The sequence below is a fragment of the Desulfobacter sp. genome, from assembly GCA_028768525.1.
Lineage (GTDB): Bacteria > Desulfobacterota > Desulfobacteria > Desulfobacterales > Desulfobacteraceae > Desulfobacter.
On record CP054837.1, the window covers coordinates 88,214 to 107,412 of the forward strand.

The following is a 19,199-nucleotide window of genomic DNA, read 5'->3' on the forward strand; positions in this document are numbered from 1 at the left end:
TGCCGGGCCCCGCTCTAAAACTTCGTTTTGCCTGCGGAGAATCAGCCGTGCAGCGGCATTCCCGAGGCCTTTGAAGAGACTTCTCCCATGATTTCGGCCAGTGTCGGATGCGCATGGATGGTATGGGCCACCTCCCCGGCGGTGAGTCCTTTTTCTATGGCCAGGGTGGCCTCGGCCACAAGGTCTGTGGCATGGGGCCCGGTGAGGTGGACACCCAGCACTTTCTGGGTGCCGCTTTCAACAATCATTTTGGCTTCCCCTGCGATTTCGTCGATGGCCTGGGCCTTGCCCAGCACCCTGAAATTCACCGTGGCCGTCTCCACCGCTATGCCTTTTTTCTTTGCTTCGGCTTCGCTCAGGCCCACGGTGCCCACCTCAGGCATGGTGAAAATCGCGCCCGGCACCACATCGTAGGCCATGGCCGCCTTTTTCTCCCCCTCCCCTTTCATGGCATTTTCCGATGCCACCAGGCCTTCATGGGAGGCGACATGGGCCAGCATCACCTTGGCAGGCCCCAGGATATCGCCGATGGCATAGACATTTTCAACCGCAGTTTCCATGTGCGCGTTGGCCGGAATCCATCCCCGGTCCGTTTCCAATCCGATGGCCTCCAGGCCCAGATCTTCTGAGAGCGGTGTCCGTCCGATGCATACGGCCATGACCTCGGATTGAATCGTCTCTGTTTTCAGTTTTTTAGGCTTGGGGTTGTCCGTGAAGGGACTGACCGCCAGGGAGATGTCCACACCGCCTTCTTTTTTGTCGGCATGGGTGACCACTGTATCGCAAAAAACCTTGATCTTCTTTTTCTTCATCTCCCTGAGGAGCAGCTTGGAGCAGGATTCATCCACCGAAGGCAAAGGGAGCAGTCTGGACATGGCCTCTACCACGGTGACATCGCAGCCCAGCGCATTGAAGATAAAGGCGAACTCGCAGCCGATGACCCCGCCCCCGACAATGGTCATGGACGCCGGAATCCGGTCGAGCACCAGGATATCGTTGGAGGAAAGTACGGCTTTGTGGTCAAAGGGGAAGTCCGCAACATCCATGGGCTTTGTGCCCACAGCGATGATAAGCTTGTCGTAGGCTACAAGGACTTGGCCCTCATCGCCGTCCACCGCTACCATACCCTGGGACTGGATTCTTGCTTTTCCGGCAATCACCTTGATGTTGTTTTTTTCCATGAGCCCGGCAATGCCCTTTCTCTGATCGGCCAGGATTTTTTCTTTCCGTTCCATCAGGGCGGTAATATCCGGTGTAATCTCCCCCTGGATATTGATCCCCATTTTCCCGGCTTTCATGCACTTCAGGAGCAAATCCGCTGAGTTTTTCATAATCTTGGACGGAATGCAGCCCCAGTTCAGGCAGGTGCCCCCCAGGTTTTCCTTTTCTATAAGGGTAACTTCCGCACCAAGAGCAGCTCCTTTTAACGCTGCAACGTAGCCGCCGGGCCCCCCGCCGATGATGGTCATTTTTGTCGCCATTTGGTTTCCCCCATTTCTTTCAGGTTGTTTTTACTGAAAAACTTGTTAAATCCGATATTAAAAACGAATTATATATAAAATTCATCAATTTTTGCAAATAAAAATTAAAAAAACCATAATTTTAAAATTTTTCATTTGACATAACCCATATCGTGAGATAATTATCAATATGAAATTAATAAATTTATTTTTTCCACAATCTTTTTTGCGCAAAAAGAGGTATAATGAAGATCGATCAAACCAACATTGATATTATCAGGGAATTAAAAGAAGGAAAACGGTCCTTTAAAAAAATCGCTGATAAGCTTGCCATTACCGAAAATACGGTCCGGTCCAGGGTCAACCGCCTGCAGGAAGAAGGGGTGCTTGAAATCTGCGGATTGGTTGACCCGGCAAAACTGCCCGGTCACAGAACCGTCATCATCGGTATCAAGCTGGCCGACACCAACCTGGTGGACAAGGGCGAAGAAATCAGCAAGCTTAAAGGAGTTATTTCGGTATCCGTGGTTACCGGCCGCTATGATCTCATGGTGCTGGTACTGTTCAAAAAGGGCTTTGGCCTGCTTGAATTTTATACCGAAGAGATTTCCAGGGTTGCAGGCGTCAGTTCAGTTGAAACCTTTGTGGTCTATAAATCCTACAACCTAAAAGTTCCCTATATATTTTAACTCACCACTTGTTAAAAAAGGGAGGGCTGTCATGGGCGATAGTCTGAAGACCACGCCATTGAATCAATGGCACAGGAACGCCGGGGCCAATATGGCCGATTTCGGCGGGTTCGACATGCCGCTGTGGTACGACACCGGCGTAAAAAACGAGCACCTTGCCGTGCTTAAATCCGCAGGTATTTTTGATACCTCACACATGGCATGTATTAAGGTCACAGGGGCCGACGCCCTTGACCTGATCAATTATTGTTTCACCCGTGATATTTCCAATCTTGCGGCCGGCAGGTGCGTCTACGGTGCCTTTCTGGATGACAATGCCCACTGCATCGATGATGCTATTGTCTACCGGTTCGACCCGACACGGTTCATGGTCTGTGTCAATGCCGGCATGGGCGGCACCATTGCCGATCATCTGAAGGGCAACAAAGGCGGAAAAACGGCTGAGATCACCGATCTGACCGGAAAACTGGCCAAGGTGGATATCCAGGGCAAAAACTCCGCCAGAATCCTCTCGACCCTGCTCCAGGACCCTGAAGCGGTGTTTGACAAGGTTCCCTATTTCTCCTTCAAGGGAGATATTGATCCCGTACAGCAGGGTCAGGTACTGCTGTCAGACGGCACCCCCGTGCTGTTGTCCCGGTCCGGATATACAGGGGAATTCGGGTTTGAAATTTTCATCGCCCCGGACAAGGTGGTTAAACTATGGACCGACCTGCTGCAGGCCGGTGAAGAATACGGCATTGCCCCCTGCGGCCTGGGCGCACGGGATTCCCTTAGGGCCGGCGCCTGCCTGCCCCTCTCCCACCAGGACATCGGGCATTTCCCCTTTATCAACCATCCCTGGGATTTCGCCCTGCCCTATAATGAGGACAAATCCGGGTTTACAAAGGACTTCCTCGGGGCCGCCGCCCTGGCCGATGCCGCCGGCGCTGCCGATACCCCGTTTACCTTTGCTTTTGCCGGGGATTCATTGAGAAAAGTGAACTCCGGGGACAATACCCAGGTATTGGACGAGGCCGGAAATACCATCGGCAAAGTCCTGACCTGCGCCACGGACATGGGCATCACACGTGTTGACGGCAACATTGTGAGCATCAATACCCCGGACCTTCCGGCGGATCTTAAAATCAAGGGCATTGCCTGCGGTTTTGTCATGGTATCCGAGGCGCTGGCCCAGGGGACCCGGATTACCCTCAAAGAGGGGAAGCGGGCCCTGAAAGCCACAATTGTCCAGGATATCAGGCCGGATCGCACGGCAAGGCTTGCCCTTAAGAATTTTATTTAAGCAGAGAACGCACCATTTATAAAACCACCAGGTAGAACAAGGAGGACACTATGAAAGCATTGGACGAACTCAATTTTCCCGAAGACGTAAAATACACCAAATCCCATGAATGGGCCAAAGTTGACGGCGATAGCGTTATCATGGGCCTTTCCGATTATGCCCAGGATCAGCTGGGAGAAATCGTTTTTGTGGAAATGCCCGAAGAGGGGGATACCTTTGAACAGGGTGATGAATTCGGCAGCGTAGAGTCTGTAAAAGCCGTATCCGAAATTTACCTTCCCGTTGCCGGTGAAATCATTGCCGTCAATGAAGAACTTGAAGACGCCCCGGAATTGGTTAACAACGAATGCTACACCGGCGGCTGGCTGGTTAAAATCAAACCCGAAGACCCCGCCCAGATGGACGAACTAATGGACAAGGGAGCATACATTGAGATGCTGAAAGGTTAGATGCCATGCGCTATTTGCCCCATACCCAGGAAGACATCGACCAGATGCTGGCCAAAGCCGGCCGGGCATCCCTGGACGATCTGTTTGAAACCATCCCCGATCAATTAAAGGTCAAAGGCGGGCTCAACCTGCCCGACGGCATGAGCGAATGGGACCTGGACGCCTATATGGAAGAACTTGCATCTGCAAATATTGCCTGCAAGGGCTACACCTGCCTCATGGGGGCAGGCTCCTATGACCATTATATTCCATCCATCGTGCCCTACCTGATCTCAAGATCGGAATTTATGACCGCGTATACCCCGTATCAGCCGGAGGTCTCCCAGGGGACCCTCCAGGGGATTTACGAGTTCCAGACCATGATCACCGAGCTTTTGGGCATGGACATCGCCACAGCCTCCCATTACGACTGTGGCACCGCCCTTGCCGAATGCGCATTGATCGCCCTGAGAAAAAACCGCAAGGCAGATAAAATAGCGGTATCCTCATTGGTGCATCCGGCCCATCGGGATATTATCAACACCTACATCGTGCCGGCAGGCTATGAGATGGTGGAAATTCCTGCCAATGACCAGGGGCTGACCGATCTTTCTGCCTTTGAATCCATGGAAGGGGTGGCCGGAGTTGCCGTCCAGTCCCCCAATTTCTTCGGGAATATTGAGGATCTGGGTGCGTTCAAAGCCGCTGCCGATGCGAAAAAAGTACTCTTTATCACCTCTTTTACCGAAGCCCTGGCCTACGGGCTGCTGAAAAATCCCGGCAGTTTCGGCGCCGACCTTGTGGCCGGCGAGGGCCAGAGTCTGGGCATTGCCAAAACCTTTGGCGGCCCCGGCCTGGGACTTTTGGCCGGTACCCAGAAAATGATGCGTAACCTGCCCGGCCGCCTCATCGGCAAAACCAAGGACAGCAACGGCGAAGAGGGGTATGTGCTCACCCTGGCCACCCGGGAGCAGCATATCCGCCGTGAGAAGGCCTCTTCCAATATCTGTTCCAACAACGGACTCAACGCCATGACGGCCTCCATCTACCTGGCCACCATCGGCAAGGTGGGTATCCGTGAAATTGCCCAGCAGAACCACGACAAGGCGGTCTACCTCAAAAAGGTACTCACCGGTGCAGGGTTTGAATCCGTGTTTGACGGCCCCTTTTTCAACGAATTTGTTCTTAAGGCGCCCTCAGGATTTGCTGAAAAAAGGGCGGAACTCATTAAAAACAACTGCATTTTTGCCGGGGTCCCCCTGGAATCCAGCTACCCTGAAATGAAAGACCATTATCTTTTCTGCGCCACTGAAACCGTGTCCAAAGATGCCATGGACCAGCTGGCAAAGGAGGTGCAATAATGAAACAGCCAGGCACCAGCGGCCTCATATTCAATGAACCCCAGCTCTGGGAAAAAAGCCGGGAAGGCCGGTGCGCCATTTCCCTGCCCCGGGCCGATGTCCAACGCGCGGAGCTTGACCCCGCACTGACCGGCGATGCGCCTGAACTGCCCCAGCTCTCAGAGCTGGATGTGGTCCGCCATTTTACCCGGCTCTCCCAATGGAATTTCGGCGTGGATTCCGGTATGTATCCTTTGGGCTCCTGCACCATGAAGTACAATCCCAAAACCAACGAGGTCCAGGCGGCCCGCCAGGGATTTGCCTCAGCCCATCCCCTGGCCGGGGAAGAATTTTCACAGGGCGCCCTCAAACTCATGTACGACCTGGAGCAGTCCCTGGGTGAAATCACCGGGTTCCCTGCAGTGACTTTGCAGCCTGCAGCCGGCGCCCACGGCGAACTGGCCGGCATACTCATGATCCATGCCTACCATGCCAAACAGGGCAAACAGCGGTCCAAGATCCTGATCCCGGATACGGCCCACGGCACCAACCCGGCCTCTGCCGCTCTTTGCGGATATAAAGCGGTCAGCATCAAGTCCGGTCCCAAAGGGATTCTTGATCCCGAGGTTGTTGCAGCGGTCATGGACGAAGACACTGCCGGCATCATGATCACCAACCCCAATACCCTTGGGCTCTTTGAAGAAAACATCAAAGAAGTCTGCGATATTGTCCATGCCAAAGGCGGACTGGTTTACGGGGACGGCGCCAATATGAATGCCATCATGGGCGTTGTCAGGCCAGGAGATCTGGGTATTGATGTTCTCCACCTCAACCTGCACAAAACCTTCTCCACCCCCCACGGCGGAGGCGGCCCCGGTTCCGGTCCCGTTGCGGTTGTGGAAAAACTGATCCCCTTTCTGCCCGTTCCCAGGGTGGAAAAGGAACTGGATTCATACAGATTCCTCACGGACTGCCCGGATACCATCGGCCGGCTGCATACTTTTTACGGTCATTTCGGAGTGATGATCAAGGCATTTGCCTATATCCTGACCATGGGCGGAGAAGGGCTTACCATGGCCTCCAAACTGGCGGTGCTTAACGCCAACTACATCAAGGAGAGCCTTAAAGGCACCCTAAACCTCTGCTATGACCGTCCCTGCATGCATGAATGTGTGTTCAACGACAAGATCCAGCAGGAAAACCATGTAACCACCATGGACATGGCCAAGCGTCTTCTGGATTACGGATTCCATCCCCCAACGGTGTATTTCCCGCTGGTGGTGGATGCCGCCTTTATGGTGGAGCCCACTGAAACCGAGTCCAAGGAATATATCGACCAGTTCATCGACGCAGTCAAAGCCATTGCAAAAGAGGCACAGGAAACCCCTGAGCAACTTCACAAGGCCCCGCTGCTCACCAAGGTAACCCGGCTGGACGAGGTCGCGGCCGCCAGAAAACCCGTCCTGAGGGGATGATTTCATGACGGTATCAAACAGCCAGCGCTCATGTGAATTCAACGCCCTTGGCGTGCTTGAATACACAGGGGCGCTGGCCCTTCAGCAGGATATCCTGTCCGACAAACTGGCGGACAGGGACACCCCGGACCGGCTGCTCTTTGTCGAGCACCCGCCGGTCTATACCCTGGGCCGCCGGGGCGGGCGGGAAAACCTGGTGGTGGCCGAATCCTTTCTTGAGGACAAGGGCATCACCATCGTACAGACCGACCGCGGCGGCAATATCACTTACCACGGCCCTGGGCAGGCCGTGCTTTACCCCGTCGTCGACCTGGAAAAAAACAAAATAAGCGTGCCGGATTTTGTTTACGGAATGGAAGAGATCATGAAGCGGACCTGCCAGGATTTCGGCGTGGCCGCCGACCGGGATGACCGCAACCACGGCCTCTGGGTCGGAGACCGGAAAATAGGCAGTGTGGGCATCGCACTTAAAAAAGGCATTTCAATCCACGGTCTGGCCCTGAACGTCAATCCTGATCTTTCCCCCTTTTCCTGGATAAACCCCTGCGGGCTTGCCAACCAGTCCATGACCTCCATTGCGGTCGAAAAAAACACCTCTTCCCTCACACTGGGGGCAGCAGGAGATGAGGCCGACCTGAAAACCATGGAATCGGTATGCCAATGTTTTATCCGGCATTTTTGCGATATCTTTAATTTTGAATTGATAAGGGAAAACAATCATGTCATGTCAAGCTAAAACCAGGCCCCGTGCCGTTGCAAAGCCGGCCTGGCTTAAAAAGAAACTGCCGGTGGGCGGTGACTACCAGCGGGTCAGATCGCTTCTGGCCAAATCCAAACTCCATACGGTCTGCCAGGAAGCCAATTGCCCCAACATGTTTGAATGTTTTTCCAAAGACACCTCCACATTCATGATACTGGGCTCCCAGTGCACCCGGAACTGCCGGTTCTGCAACGTCACAGACAACACCCCCATGGCAGTGGACCCCAAGGAACCCGAGCGGGTGGCCCAGGCGGCCAAAGCATTAGGGCTGCGCTACGTGGTGGTGACTTCCGTCACCCGTGACGACCTGCCCGACGGCGGGGCCGGTCATTTTGCAGCAACCATACGGTCCATTAAATCAGTTCTGACTTCAGATGAGCTGCCAAATCCCAGGGTCGAAGTATTGATTCCCGATTTCCAGGGGGATACCGACGCCCTGAAAACCGTCATTGATGCCGGCCCCGACGTACTCAACCACAATGTGGAAACCGTCCCTTCCCAGTATTCCAGGGTAAGGCCCCAGGCCATTTACCAGCGTTCCCTTGACCTGCTGGCCAATGTGAAGCAAATCAATCCGGCCATGCCCACAAAATCCGGCATCATGGTGGGGCTGGGCGAAACAATGGAAGAACTGGAAGAGACCATGGCCGACCTGAGGGCACACCATTGCGACATCCTGACCATTGGCCAGTACCTCCAGCCCACCCGGGACCATCTGCCGGTGTTCACCTATTACCCCCCGGAACAATTCAAGGCGCTTGAACAGACTGCCAGAAAACTAGGATTCAAACAGGTGGCTGCCGGCCCCCACGTCAGAAGCTCTTACAAGGCCCAGGAATTATTTGATTCTTAAACCCCGGTTGTTCACCTGGGTTTCACCTTCGGTCATCAATTTAGGAAAAAGGCCGGGACTGCGTACGGAGCTGGGTTTTTAAGGGGATCCCACTCCTTGTAATCATTGAAAAAACAGATCGGGTGGTGTATTATCCGCCCTGTGAAAATTTTATTATTCAAGTACCGTATTTTTTTCTTCCTGGCCGGTATATCCGTCATCCTGGCGGTGGGGTATAAAACGATCCTGCCCGAGCCCCCTGCCCTGCCCGAGTCCTCCCAAATCCTCCTCAGCCCGGATGATCAGGCATGGATAAAGGATAATCCGGTAATCACGGTGGGTGTTGACACGGATTTTGCGCCCATTGAGGATATCGACAAAGAGGGTAATTATATCGGTGTTACCGCCGACTTTCTATCGCTAGTCACTGAAAAAACAGGCCTCCGCTTTAAATTCGACCACGAGCATTCCTGGACCGAAAGCCTTGGGCGGATCAAGGCGGGGGAGATCGACATGCTCGGGGCGGCTGTGGCATCGGACCGCCGCCGGCGGTTTATGGATTTCACCCAGCCCTATGCCTGGCTTTCAGGGGTGATCATCGTTCACAAATCCGTCACCGAGCCCATGTCCCTTGAAAAGCTTAAGGGAATGAAGGTGACGGTGGTGCATAACTATATCTGGCGGGATTACCTGGCTGCCAATTATCCAGATCTTCTCCTTAACCCGGCCCAGGACATCGAAGCCGCCCTGAAAAAGGTCTCTTTCGGAATGGCCGACGCCATGGTGGGATACATGGCCACAGCCTCCCATCATATTGAGCGGCTTGGCATTTCTAACTTGAAAATTTCCGGCAAAACCGTATCCGTTCTTGATATCGCCTTTGCAGTGAACCGGGAGAAACCCCAGCTCAAAAGAATTTTGAATCAGGTCCTGGCCCAGACGACAGAGGCCCAAAAAAAGCAGATTCTGCGTAAATGGATCAGCCTTGAATTTACCCGGGCCTATGATTTCGGATGGCTGGTCACCCGCATCTTCTTTCCGGGGGCAGCCGTTGCCATGCTCGGATTCATTGGCGTTATTCTCTGGAACCGCTCCCTCCAGCGCCAGGTGATCCAGCGAACGGAAAAACTCAACCAGGAACTGGTCCAGCGGACCCATATGGAACAGGCCCTCAGGGAAAGCGAGGAAAAATACAAAAGCATTTACCGGAATATCCAGGATGTTTATTATGAAATCCTTCCCCAGGGGCGGGTCATTGAAATCAGTCCCTCCGTGGAAAAGGTTTTCGGATACAAGAGAGAAGTCCTGATCAATCGATCCATGGCCAAGATGTTCCAGGAATCGGAAGAATTCCGCCGTATGCTGGACAAGGCGGCCAAGGAGCAGCGCCTGGATGACCACGGTACCGTTCTGGTATGCCCCGACGGAAACAGCCTTAATTGTTCCATGAACGCCGTGATGATCCGGGACAGCCACGGCACCCCTGTGAAAATTGTCGGGTCCATCCACAACATCACCGAGCGGGTTAAGGCCCAGAAGGCCCTCCGGTCTGCCTACAAGGAACTTCAAAAACGGGTGCGAGAGCGGACCGCGGAACTGAGAAACACCAATAGGGAACTGAACAAGGCCAAGGAAGAGGCTGATGCCGCCACCCGGGCAAAGAGTGCCTTTCTCGCCAATATGAGCCATGAAATCCGCACCCCCTTAAGCGGGGTGATATCAGCTTCCGAACTGGTCATGCATGAGTCGCTGCCCAAAAAGGTGGCCCGGTATATCAATATCATCCGCAGTTCCGGCCATGCCCTCCTGGGGGTCATAGACGATATCCTGGACTTTTCCAAAATTGAGGCCGGCAAACTGGAAATTGAAGTTCATACCTTTCATTTGGATCAGTTGATTACCCGGACGGCCAACCTGTTCAAGCACAAAATCAAAGACAAGAATATCTCTTTTACGGCCGATATCACCCCGGATACGCCGGCCCATCTCCTGGGTGATTCTTTCAGGGTTCAGCAGATCCTCACCAATCTTCTGAGCAATGCCGTGAAATTCACGGACAGGGGCGGCGAAATTCGCCTCAGGGTTACGGGCCATGCATGCACGCACAAGGCGGACCGGGTATTCATGGAATTCGAGGTGGCAGATTCGGGTATAGGTATCAGTCCGGAACACCAGGACCTGCTGTTTACGCCTTTTTCCCAGATTGATGCCTCAACCACCCGCAAATACGGCGGATCAGGGCTGGGCCTGAGTATCTGCGGCCAGCTGGTGGAAATGATGGAAGGGACCATTACCGTAGAAAGCGAACCCAACCAGGGGAGCAGATTCGTATTCACCATTCCCCTGGAACGGACCGCGGATCAGGGAATCGGCCCGGATGAGGACGGCGGGCACCAGGTTTCCCTGTCCGAATACCGGGAAAAGCTAAAGGACCTTCATATTCTTGTGGCGGAAGATACCCCCACCAATCAGAAAATCATCCTGGCGGTACTGGACCTTGTTGGCTGCCGTACCGTTCTGGTGGATACTGGGGCAAAAGCGGTGGCAGCGGTTAAGGCCGACCGGTTCGACGCCGTGCTCATGGACCTCCAGATGCCCGAGATGGATGGTTTCGAAGCCACCCGGGCCATCAGAAAGGTCATGGACAGAACCGATCTGCCCATTATCGCCATGACCGCCCATACCCTCAAGGAAGACAAGGGAAAATGTATGGCCGCCGGTATGAACGCCTATGTTTCAAAACCCGTTAACCAGGAAAAACTTTTTTCCACCCTGATCCGCCTGATCCGGAATAATGAAACCGGTACCGACCTGTCCATGGACAGGGCCGAAGCTGAGTACAGGGCATCTCAACCGTCGGCACCCGGTCTTCTGCCCGACTATATGCCCGGCATTGAAATCAGGCGGGCACTCCACGCCCTGGGGGTGGGTAATGAAATTTTTCTCGGGATTCTCCACACATTTTTTAATACCCATGAGGGGGTGATCGCTGAAATTGAAGCCGCCTGGGAAACCGGTGAGCGGGACCGGGTCATCAATCTTGTCCACAGCCTCAAGGGCAGTGCCGCCGGGATCGGTGCCTTTGAAGTCCACAGCCTGGCAAAGGAGCTGGAAGCCCTGTGCAAGTCCTCCCCCCGTCTGCTGTCCATTAAAAAGGCCGGACTCGGGGTGCTGGAAAACCGGCTGGCCATTGTACTGGCTTCCATCAAATCTTTAGATACAAAAGATACAACTAGCGACGGCATCCTCCCACAGGGCAGGGAAACAGAGGACAAGGCCAGTATCAAAAACGTGCTTGCCCGGTTGGACAAGGCTCTTGAGTTCCCGGAATTTCTAGAACTTGAAGGCCTTTGTGCGGAGCTTGCCGCTGTCTGCTCACATCCGGAGGGGGATAAAATAAGATTCCATATCGGTGCCCATGACCACGATCTTGCCCGGGAGGCGGTACGGAACCTGACAGCAGTACTCGAAACATAAAATAGGTGGCGAATGAACGACCTGATCATGATTGTGGACGATACGCCCACAAATATAGATATTCTGGCCAATACCCTAAAGGGATTGTACCGGCTGACCATTGCCAAAAGCGGTATGACTGCATTGGACCGCATCAATCAGCAGGCTCCTGATCTTATCCTTTTGGACGTAATGATGCCGGAGATGGACGGGTTCGAAGTCTGCCGAAGGCTCAAGGCCGATGCCGGGACACGGAATATCCCCATTATTTTCATCACCGCCATGGAGGAGGCTGAGCACAAAACCGAAGCCTTTGAACTCGGGGCTGTGGATTATATTGTCCGTCCCTTCAATACCTCAGAAGTACTGGCGCGGGTGAAAACCCACCTTACCCTGAGGCAGATGCACAAGGCCCTGGATGAAAAAAACAGAATCACCAAGCAGGCCCTGGCTGAAAAAAGCCGGCAGCTGGACGACCTTATTTCCAACCTGCCCGGTATGGTTTACCATGCCAGGTTTGACGGCAGATGGCAGATGGAGTTCGTCAGCGAGGGATGCCGCAGGCTGACGGGATATGAACCGGCCCATTTTACACGATACCGCGGCAGTCATTACAGCCTGATCGAAAGTCCTGAGGACCGGAACCGGGTCCTTGAGGAACGTGATTCGGCCCTGGAACTTCAGGAGCCCTTTGAACTGCTCTACCGCATCCAGACCCGGAACGGGAGGGAGAAGTGGGCACTGGAGCAAGGGGTGGGGGTTTTTGACAAGTATGGCACCCTTGTGGGCGTCGAAGGGGTAATCACCGATGTCACGGATAAACAGCGCGCTTCCATTGCCCTGGCCCAGGAAAACGAAGACCTGAAATCCAGGATGATTGACCGGGACCGGTTCGGTGATATTGTGGGCCGGTCCCCGGCCATGCAGAAGGTGTACGATCTGATCATAAAAGGTGCGGCCTGTGACGACTGTGTGATCATTTACGGCCCCTCCGGCACCGGAAAAGAACTGGTGGCCCGGGCCATCCATAAAAATTCCGCCAGAAAAGAAAAGCCCTTTGTTCCCATCAACTGCGGCGCCATTCCTGAGAACCTTTTTGAAAGCGAGTTTTTCGGCCATAAAAAAGGGGCCTTTTCAGGGGCGAATTCAGATAAGCAAGGGGTGCTGGACATGGCCGACGGCGGCACCCTGTTTCTGGACGAACTCGGGGAAATCTCCATGGGCATGCAGGTAAAACTTCTCAGGGTCATGGACGGCAACGGCTATATCCCCGTTGGCGGAACAGAACTTAAAAAACCGGATATCCGCTTTGTCTGCGCAACCAACAGGGACCTTCAGCAGCGGATCCGGGTCAAAAAGCTCAGGGAAGATTTTTTCTTCAGGGTTCATATTATTCCCATCACCCTCCCCCCTCTGCGCAAACGAAAAGAAGACATCCCTCTGCTGATTGAACATTTTTTCAACTCCTATCCAAAGGAAAATATCACCGCCGAACTCACCCCGGAAATGATGGCAGCCATGGTGAACTACCCCTGGCCTGGAAATATTCGGCAGCTCCAGAATATGGTCTACCAGTTTCTGGTCCTGGGCCGGCTGGATTTTCTGGATCCTGAAGGATTAGGCCCCCGGAGGCCTGGGGGGGGCGGCCACTCCGGCGAGGATGCCGGCACCACATGCCTGAAGGCGGCGGTGGAAGAATTTGAAAAAAGCCATATTTCAAGGCTTCTGTCCAGGCATAGGGGGAAAAAGGGAATCGTGGCCAAGGCCCTTGAAGTGGACAGAAAGACCCTGTTCCGGAAAATGAAACGGTATGGATTATAAAAAACGCCCCGGACCGCCTGAAGGCGGCCCGGGGCATTTTTAAGTCAAACTGGAGGTTAGTACCCGAGCAGCCTGGGCAGCCAGAGGGAAATTTCCGGAATATAGGCAATGATAAAGACTGCGATCATTGCAACGATTGAGAAGGGAATGGCCTTGATGGAAATATCCTCTATGGTCACATTGGCGATGCCCGATGCAATAAAAAGGTTTTCGCCCAGAGGCGGTGTCTGGAATCCGATCTCGCAGCAGCAGACGAGGACAATGCCGAAATGGATGGGGTCGATTCCCAGGTTATACATCACCGGCAGCAGCACCGGGGTGAGAATCATAATGGTGGCCAGGGTTTCCATGAACATGCCCACAAAAAGCAGGAAAAAAATAATCATGGCCCAGATCAGGTAGGGATTTGTGGTGATCTCCAGCATTGCTTTGGCAATGATTGCCGGGATCTGGTTTTCCACTAAAAGCCGGCCGAATACCGTTGCCGTAAAGAGGATGAGCAGCACCCGGCCGGTGAGCCAGGTGGTGGTTTCAAGGGCCTTCATAATGGCTTTGACCTTAAGTTCCTTATGGATGGCAAACCCCACGAAAAGTGTATAAAAAATAGCGACGATGGCAGATTCCGTCGGGGTGAAAAGACCGGAATAAATCCCGCCCAGAATCACCACAGGCGCCATGATGGCCCAGAATCCGCTTTTGAATGCCTGGGCGATTTTGGAACCGGACCACCGGTCGGTCAACCCTTTGTAACCGTACTTTCTGCATAAAAAATAATTCATGGACATAAGGCTCAGTGAAATCACCAGACCCGGCAAAAATCCAGCCACAAAGAGTTTTGGGATGGACACGGTCTGGAAGCTGCCGAATTTGGCCACCGCTTCCGGCGGCGGCATGATGCTCATGCCTGAAATGCCGAAAATAACCATTGGGATGGAAGGCGGGATCACGACGCCAAGACCGCCGGAAGAGGCCGTAATGGCGGAGGCATATCCCTTATCATACCCACGGTTCATCATGGCCGGGATCATGAGCATGCCCACGGCGGCTGTGGTGGCCGGCCCGGAACCTGAAATGGCCCCGAAAAACATGCAGGCAATGACCGTGGCGCAGGAAATGCCACCGGTCATGGGACCGGCAAAGGACTCGGCCAGATTGACCAGTCGCTTTGAGACTCCGGCCGCTTCCATGAGCGAACCTGCCAGAATAAAGGCCGGCAGGGCCATCAGGGGAAAAGAGCCCACAGAGGTAAAGGCAATCTGCACCAGTTTAATGGGATTGTCGTCAAGGGTCAGAAAGGCAACTACTGCCGACACGCCCAGGGAAATTGAAATGGGAGCACCGATGAGCAGCAGAGCGATAAATGTACCAAATAATACCAAAACGATGGATGTTTCCACTTTAAATATCTCCTGCTAATTCGTCGGTCCTGAGTCCGCGTCTGTTTCAAAATTTTTTTCAATTTCGACGGCATCGGGATCTTTAATTTCCTCACCCTTTACGTACCGGATGTAGTTGATCTGGATGACCCTCACCGCCATAAGGGCAAAGGCAAAGGGAAGAATCATATAAAAGTACTTCATGGGGATTCCCATGGTCTGGGATTTCCAGAACAGGTTCATCTTCACGAAAACAAATTTATAGCTCAAATAGATGAAATAAATATTAAATACCACCCAGATCAGATCGGCGGCCGCCTCAATGGCCATGCCTACTTTCCTGGGGAGCATTTTAAATTGGAAGGTCACTCTGTTGTGGGCACCCAGGCGGCAGGCGTAGCTGGCCCCCAGGAATACAAACCAGACAAATAGATAGGTGGCAAGTTCCTCTCCCCATGAAATGGAATATTGAAAGAACTCACGGAGCAGGATTTGCAGGAAAAGCAGAACCACGAAGAATGCCAGCAGCAGCTGGCAGGCATAGCTCTCAAAATTATCCAGCAATTTGAATAGAATCTGTTTCTTGTTCATGTGCTTCCCTTTATATATAAAGCCGAGGGGCTAAACGATGTCTTGAGTCTTGTATGCCGGCAGGAGACTCGCTCCTGCCGGCAGATTGATGATTAGAGTGTAAAGGGCGTTACATGCCTCTTCCCAAAAGCTTCAGCGCGTCTTCAAGTTTTTTCTTACCGCCGATGCTGTCATAGTATTTGGGCCATACCGCTTTTGTTGCTTTCTCGATCCATTCTTTTTCACCGTCGGCGGCCTCAGTGATCTCCATGCCCTTTTCAATGAGGGATTGTTTAATGGAATCTTCAGTTTTCATCAGCCAGTCCTTACTGTAGGCAGTGGCTTCCTTGCCGGCTTCCAGAATCATTTTCTGCATTTCGGGGCTCTGGCTCTGAAACAGCTCTTCGGACATGATGATGGGTTCCAGGGAGAAAAGGTAGCGGATGGTGGTCACGTACTTCTGGATTTCATAAAATTTCATGGCATTGACGGTGATAAAGGGGTTATCCTGGCCGTCTACAACCTTTTGCTGAAGCGCGGTAAAGGTTTCGGACCATGCCATGGGGGTGGGATTGATGCCCCAGGATTTGTAGGAATCAATCATGATGGCGTTTTTGGGAACCCTGATGACCAGGCCTTTGAGGTCTGCCAGGGTTTTCACAGGGCGTTTTGAGTTGGTCAGCACCCGGAAACCTGAGTATGTCCAGGCAACAATCCGGACACCGGCGTCCCTCAAGGTGTTTTGGGTCAGTTCTTCGCCCATGGCGCCCTGGGTCAGTTTAACGGCATCATCAATTCCCTGGATAACATAGGGAAGGGTCAGCACGCCAACAGTAGGGGAAAACGGGGTCAGGTTGTTGATGGCCAGTACTGAAAAATCAAGTGTGCCCATGGCGCAGTCATTTACCGTATCCTGTTCGGAACCCAGTTGGCCGTTGGGGAAAAAGCCGAATTTCACCTTGCCGGCGGCCTTTTTTTCTAGGATTTCAGCAAATTTGTTGCCGGTTTCCCACTGGGTGCCGCCGGCAGCATCGCCGAAGGACATTTTCCAGGTTCTGGCTTGGGCGGTACCTGCCAGAGTAAATATAAGGGTAAGTACTGCGAATGTTGCCGGGATTTTTGACCAGAAACTTTTTTTCATCTAACTTTCTCCTCATTTAAGTTGTATAAATTCCCTCACAGGGCGTGGTTCTTTCACGAATATGTAAGGTTTGCAATGGGTGTGCCACTGCCCTGAAACTCTTTCTAACCATTCTATGTTATAGGGTTTTCATCCTTTTACACTCAAAGGAGAAAAGAATGGTTTCGTCAGGATTGGGACAAATATGCCCCAAAAATCCAAGTGTTGTTTTCGCCGTCAACTTTAACCGCGCGCGTTTTCGCGGATTTTGTTTTTCAAACGGCGATGTGGCAGAATTGCCCCTTAATGACCGACTTGATAAAAAAAATTGATAAATTAGATAGTTATTTTTGATCCATGGGAATTACCGGTTTTGAACAGCAGGGATCATGGGGCATTAATGCCCTATTTTTTATATTTGGGGTGATGCGTCATGCGTTTAAATCCTTTTTTTTAACATTTTAAAAAAGGGTAACCCCCTGCTAATTAAAACAATTCGGTTAGTTCACCGGGTAAAAACATTTTTTAAAAAAAAACGGCATAAAACTTGTTTACATTATCAGGCATATGGCATATAACCCAAATACTGATATCTGATATATCACACATCAGATATCAATCGATCAGCCAATAAATACCCGGGCGTTACCTTAATTTCAGAAGGGGCCTCCGGGAAAATAAAAAAACGATTCAACGGAGGTAGAACACCCATGAAAATGACAACAGAAGAGGCCTTTGTTAAAGTTCTCCAGATGCATGGAATTGACAATGCATTTGGGATTATCGGCTCTGCCATGATGCCGGTTTCCGACCTGTTTCCCAAAGCAGGTATCACTTTCTGGGACTGCGGCCATGAAGGCAACGCCGGCATGATGTCCGACGGGTATACCCGGGCATCAGGAAAAATGTCCATGATGATCGCCCAGAACGGCCCCGGTATCACCAACTTTGTCACTCCTGTGAAAACCGCCTACTGGAACCACACTCCCCTGCTGCTGGTAACGCCCCAGGCCGCCAACATGACCATGGGTCAGGGCGGATTCCAGGAAGTGCCCCAGATGGCGACCTTTGAAGATATGGTGGCCTACCAGGAAGAAGTGCTTCATCCCTCCAGGATTGCTGAAGTCTTGAACCGGGTCATTCTCCAGGCCAAACGCGCCTCAGCCCCTGCCCAGATCAACGTTCCCCGTGACTTCTGGACCCAGGTCATCGATATTGAACTGCCTGCCGTTGTTGAATTTGAACGGCCCGCCGGCGGTGAAGAAGCCGTTGCCAAGGCAGCGGAACTGCTGTCCAATGCCAAGTTCCCCGTTATTCTCAACGGCGGCGGTGTGGTTATCGGCGGCGCCATTGAAGATTCCATGGCCCTGGCTGAAAAACTGGATGCGCCGGTTTGCTGCGGCTACCAGCATAACGATGCCTTCCCAGGAAGCCATCCCCTCCATACCGGAACCCTGGGATACAACGGATCCAAGGCTGCCATGGAATTGATCGCCAAGGCTGACGTTGTTCTGGCCCTGGGCACCCGTCTCAATCCCTTCTCCACCCTGCCCGGTTACGGCATCGACTATTGGCCCAAAGATGCCTCCATCATCCAGGTAGACATCAACACCGACCGTATCGGTCTGACCAAACCCATCAGCGTGGGGATCGTCGGTGATGCCAAAAAGGTTGCCCGGGGCATTCTGGCCAAGCTTGCCGACAACGCCGGTGATACCGACCGCGACAGCCGCAGGGCCACTGTAGAAACCATCAAGGCGAACTGGGCTGAGGAACTTGAAACCATGGACCACGAGGCGGACGATCCCGGGACCACCTGGAATGCCCGTGCCCAGGCCCAGGACCCAGACAAGATCACTTCCCGCATGGCCTGGCGTGCCATTTCCAAGGCCCTGCCCAAGGATGCCATCATCTCATCGGACATTGGAAACTCATGTGCCATCGGCGCGGCCTACCCCAGCTTTGAAAAGGGGCGTAAATACCTGGCACCCGGCATGTTCGGTCCCTGCGGATACGGTTTCCCGGCTATCCTGGGCGCCAAAATCGCACAGCCGGATGTCCCGGTTGTAGGATTTGCCGGCGACGGTGCATTCGGTATCTCCATGAACGAAATGACGGCCTGCGGCCGCGACGGCTGGCCCGCCATCACCATGATTGTTTTCCGGAACTACCACTGGGGCGCGGAAAAAAGAAATACCACCCTTTGGTACGATGACAATTTCGTGGGCACCGAGCTTGACCGTAATGTACATTACTCTGAAATTGCCAAAGCCTGCGGTGTAGAAGGGGTGAAGGCATGGTCCATGGACGAATTGACCGAGCAGCTTGACCTGGCCGTCAAACGGCAGATGGAAGAAGGCAAGACCACTTTCATTGAAGTGATGACCAATATGGAACTTGGCGAACCGTTCCGCCGGGATGCCATGAAAAAACCGGTCCCCGTCGCAGGGATCGACAAAGCGGACATGAAGCCCCAGAAGGGCATCTAAGCGAACACTGCAAACTTCTTTGCATGTTACCGGGTCCGGCGGTTCCCGCCAGTACCGCCGGCCCCACATAAAAAATACCAATAGAGACACGACCGTTT

At 53.0% G+C, this 19,199-nt stretch carries 15 protein-coding genes; 11 read left to right on the forward strand and 4 right to left on the reverse strand.

The window, feature by feature from the left end:
• Positions 1–41: 41 nt before the first annotated feature.
• Positions 42–1,481 carry a dihydrolipoyl dehydrogenase gene (gene lpdA / locus HUN04_00380; protein ID WDP88285.1) on the reverse strand — a complete coding sequence of 480 codons (1,440 nt, stop codon included), beginning with the start codon at positions 1,479–1,481 and terminating at the stop codon, positions 42–44.
• A gap of 224 nt (positions 1,482–1,705) precedes the next feature.
• On the opposite strand from lpdA, the gene HUN04_00385 reads away from it, so the two are divergent.
• From HUN04_00385 to HUN04_00425, 9 genes are all read left to right on the forward strand, one after another.
• On the forward strand, positions 1,706–2,149 hold the full coding sequence (locus HUN04_00385) for an Lrp/AsnC family transcriptional regulator (protein WDP88286.1): 444 nt from the start codon (positions 1,706–1,708) through the stop codon (positions 2,147–2,149).
• A 31-nt stretch (positions 2,150–2,180) separates the two neighbouring features.
• Positions 2,181–3,434 (forward strand): aminomethyl transferase family protein, encoded by a 1,254-nt coding sequence (locus HUN04_00390; protein WDP88287.1) that lies wholly within the window; start codon positions 2,181–2,183, stop codon positions 3,432–3,434.
• A 50-nt stretch (positions 3,435–3,484) separates the two neighbouring features.
• The gene (gcvH, locus tag HUN04_00395) at positions 3,485–3,883 is read left to right on the forward strand and encodes a glycine cleavage system protein GcvH (GenBank protein WDP88288.1); all 399 of its coding nucleotides are present in this window, start codon (positions 3,485–3,487) and stop codon (positions 3,881–3,883) included.
• Between the two features lie 5 nt (positions 3,884–3,888).
• On the forward strand, positions 3,889–5,223 hold the full coding sequence (gene gcvPA / locus HUN04_00400; GenBank protein WDP88289.1) for an aminomethyl-transferring glycine dehydrogenase subunit GcvPA: 1,335 nt from the start codon (positions 3,889–3,891) through the stop codon (positions 5,221–5,223).
• A gap of 26 nt (positions 5,224–5,249) precedes the next feature.
• Positions 5,250–6,677, forward strand: a complete 1,428-nt coding sequence (gene gcvPB / locus HUN04_00405) for an aminomethyl-transferring glycine dehydrogenase subunit GcvPB (GenBank protein WDP93107.1) — start codon at positions 5,250–5,252, stop codon at positions 6,675–6,677.
• Between the two features lie 4 nt (positions 6,678–6,681).
• Positions 6,682–7,413, forward strand: a complete 732-nt coding sequence (lipB, locus tag HUN04_00410) for a lipoyl(octanoyl) transferase LipB (protein WDP88290.1) — start codon at positions 6,682–6,684, stop codon at positions 7,411–7,413.
• Positions 7,397–8,290, forward strand: coding sequence for a lipoyl synthase (gene lipA / locus HUN04_00415; GenBank protein ID WDP88291.1), 894 nt, complete (start codon positions 7,397–7,399; stop codon positions 8,288–8,290). The genes lipB and lipA overlap by 17 nt, the downstream gene beginning before the upstream one ends.
• Positions 8,291–8,431: 141 nt before the next feature.
• A complete protein-coding gene (locus tag HUN04_00420) occupies positions 8,432–11,746 on the forward strand; it encodes a transporter substrate-binding domain-containing protein (protein ID WDP88292.1) in 3,315 nt (1,104 codons plus the stop codon).
• A gap of 12 nt (positions 11,747–11,758) precedes the next feature.
• Positions 11,759–13,546: a sigma 54-interacting transcriptional regulator gene (locus HUN04_00425; GenBank protein ID WDP88293.1), complete on the forward strand. Its 1,788-nt coding sequence runs from the start codon at positions 11,759–11,761 to the stop codon at positions 13,544–13,546.
• A 56-nt stretch (positions 13,547–13,602) separates the two neighbouring features.
• On the opposite strand, the gene HUN04_00430 is transcribed toward HUN04_00425, so the two are convergent.
• The 3 genes from HUN04_00430 to HUN04_00440 form a co-directional block, all read right to left on the reverse strand.
• The gene (locus HUN04_00430; GenBank protein ID WDP88294.1) at positions 13,603–14,943 is read right to left on the reverse strand and encodes a TRAP transporter large permease; all 1,341 of its coding nucleotides are present in this window, start codon (positions 14,941–14,943) and stop codon (positions 13,603–13,605) included.
• A gap of 15 nt (positions 14,944–14,958) precedes the next feature.
• On the reverse strand, positions 14,959–15,513 hold the full coding sequence (locus tag HUN04_00435) for a TRAP transporter small permease (protein ID WDP88295.1): 555 nt from the start codon (positions 15,511–15,513) through the stop codon (positions 14,959–14,961).
• Between the two features lie 109 nt (positions 15,514–15,622).
• On the reverse strand, positions 15,623–16,633 hold the full coding sequence (locus HUN04_00440; protein WDP88296.1) for a TRAP transporter substrate-binding protein: 1,011 nt from the start codon (positions 16,631–16,633) through the stop codon (positions 15,623–15,625).
• Between the two features lie 158 nt (positions 16,634–16,791).
• Here HUN04_00440 and HUN04_00445 point away from each other — a divergent pair, with 158 nt between their 5' ends.
• Both HUN04_00445 and xsc read left to right on the forward strand, forming a co-directional pair.
• Positions 16,792–16,944, forward strand: coding sequence for a hypothetical protein (locus HUN04_00445; GenBank protein ID WDP88297.1), 153 nt, complete (start codon positions 16,792–16,794; stop codon positions 16,942–16,944).
• 378 nt (positions 16,945–17,322) lie between these two features.
• Positions 17,323–19,101, forward strand: coding sequence for a sulfoacetaldehyde acetyltransferase (xsc, locus tag HUN04_00450; GenBank protein WDP88298.1), 1,779 nt, complete (start codon positions 17,323–17,325; stop codon positions 19,099–19,101).
• The last annotated feature ends 98 nt before the right edge of the window (positions 19,102–19,199 follow it).

Bases quoted from the DNA above. Each gene is read 5' to 3' on its own strand.
- xsc (WDP88298.1), top strand. From the start codon at position 17,323: ATGAAAATGACAACAGAAGAGGCCTTTGTTAAAGTTCTCCAGATGCAT.
- HUN04_00385 (WDP88286.1), top strand. From the start codon at position 1,706: ATGAAGATCGATCAAACCAACATTGATATTATCAGGGAATTAAAAGAA.
- lipB (WDP88290.1), top strand. From the start codon at position 6,682: ATGACGGTATCAAACAGCCAGCGCTCATGTGAATTCAACGCCCTTGGC.
- HUN04_00425 (WDP88293.1), top strand. From the start codon at position 11,759: ATGAACGACCTGATCATGATTGTGGACGATACGCCCACAAATATAGAT.
- HUN04_00435 (WDP88295.1), bottom strand. From the start codon at position 15,513: ATGAACAAGAAACAGATTCTATTCAAATTGCTGGATAATTTTGAGAGC.
- lipA (WDP88291.1), top strand. From the start codon at position 7,397: ATGTCATGTCAAGCTAAAACCAGGCCCCGTGCCGTTGCAAAGCCGGCC.
- HUN04_00390 (WDP88287.1), top strand. From the start codon at position 2,181: ATGGGCGATAGTCTGAAGACCACGCCATTGAATCAATGGCACAGGAAC.
- HUN04_00440 (WDP88296.1), bottom strand. From the start codon at position 16,633: ATGAAAAAAAGTTTCTGGTCAAAAATCCCGGCAACATTCGCAGTACTT.
- lpdA (WDP88285.1), bottom strand. From the start codon at position 1,481: ATGGCGACAAAAATGACCATCATCGGCGGGGGGCCCGGCGGCTACGTT.
- gcvPA (WDP88289.1), top strand. From the start codon at position 3,889: ATGCGCTATTTGCCCCATACCCAGGAAGACATCGACCAGATGCTGGCC.
- gcvH (WDP88288.1), top strand. From the start codon at position 3,485: ATGAAAGCATTGGACGAACTCAATTTTCCCGAAGACGTAAAATACACC.
- HUN04_00445 (WDP88297.1), top strand. From the start codon at position 16,792: ATGGTTTCGTCAGGATTGGGACAAATATGCCCCAAAAATCCAAGTGTT.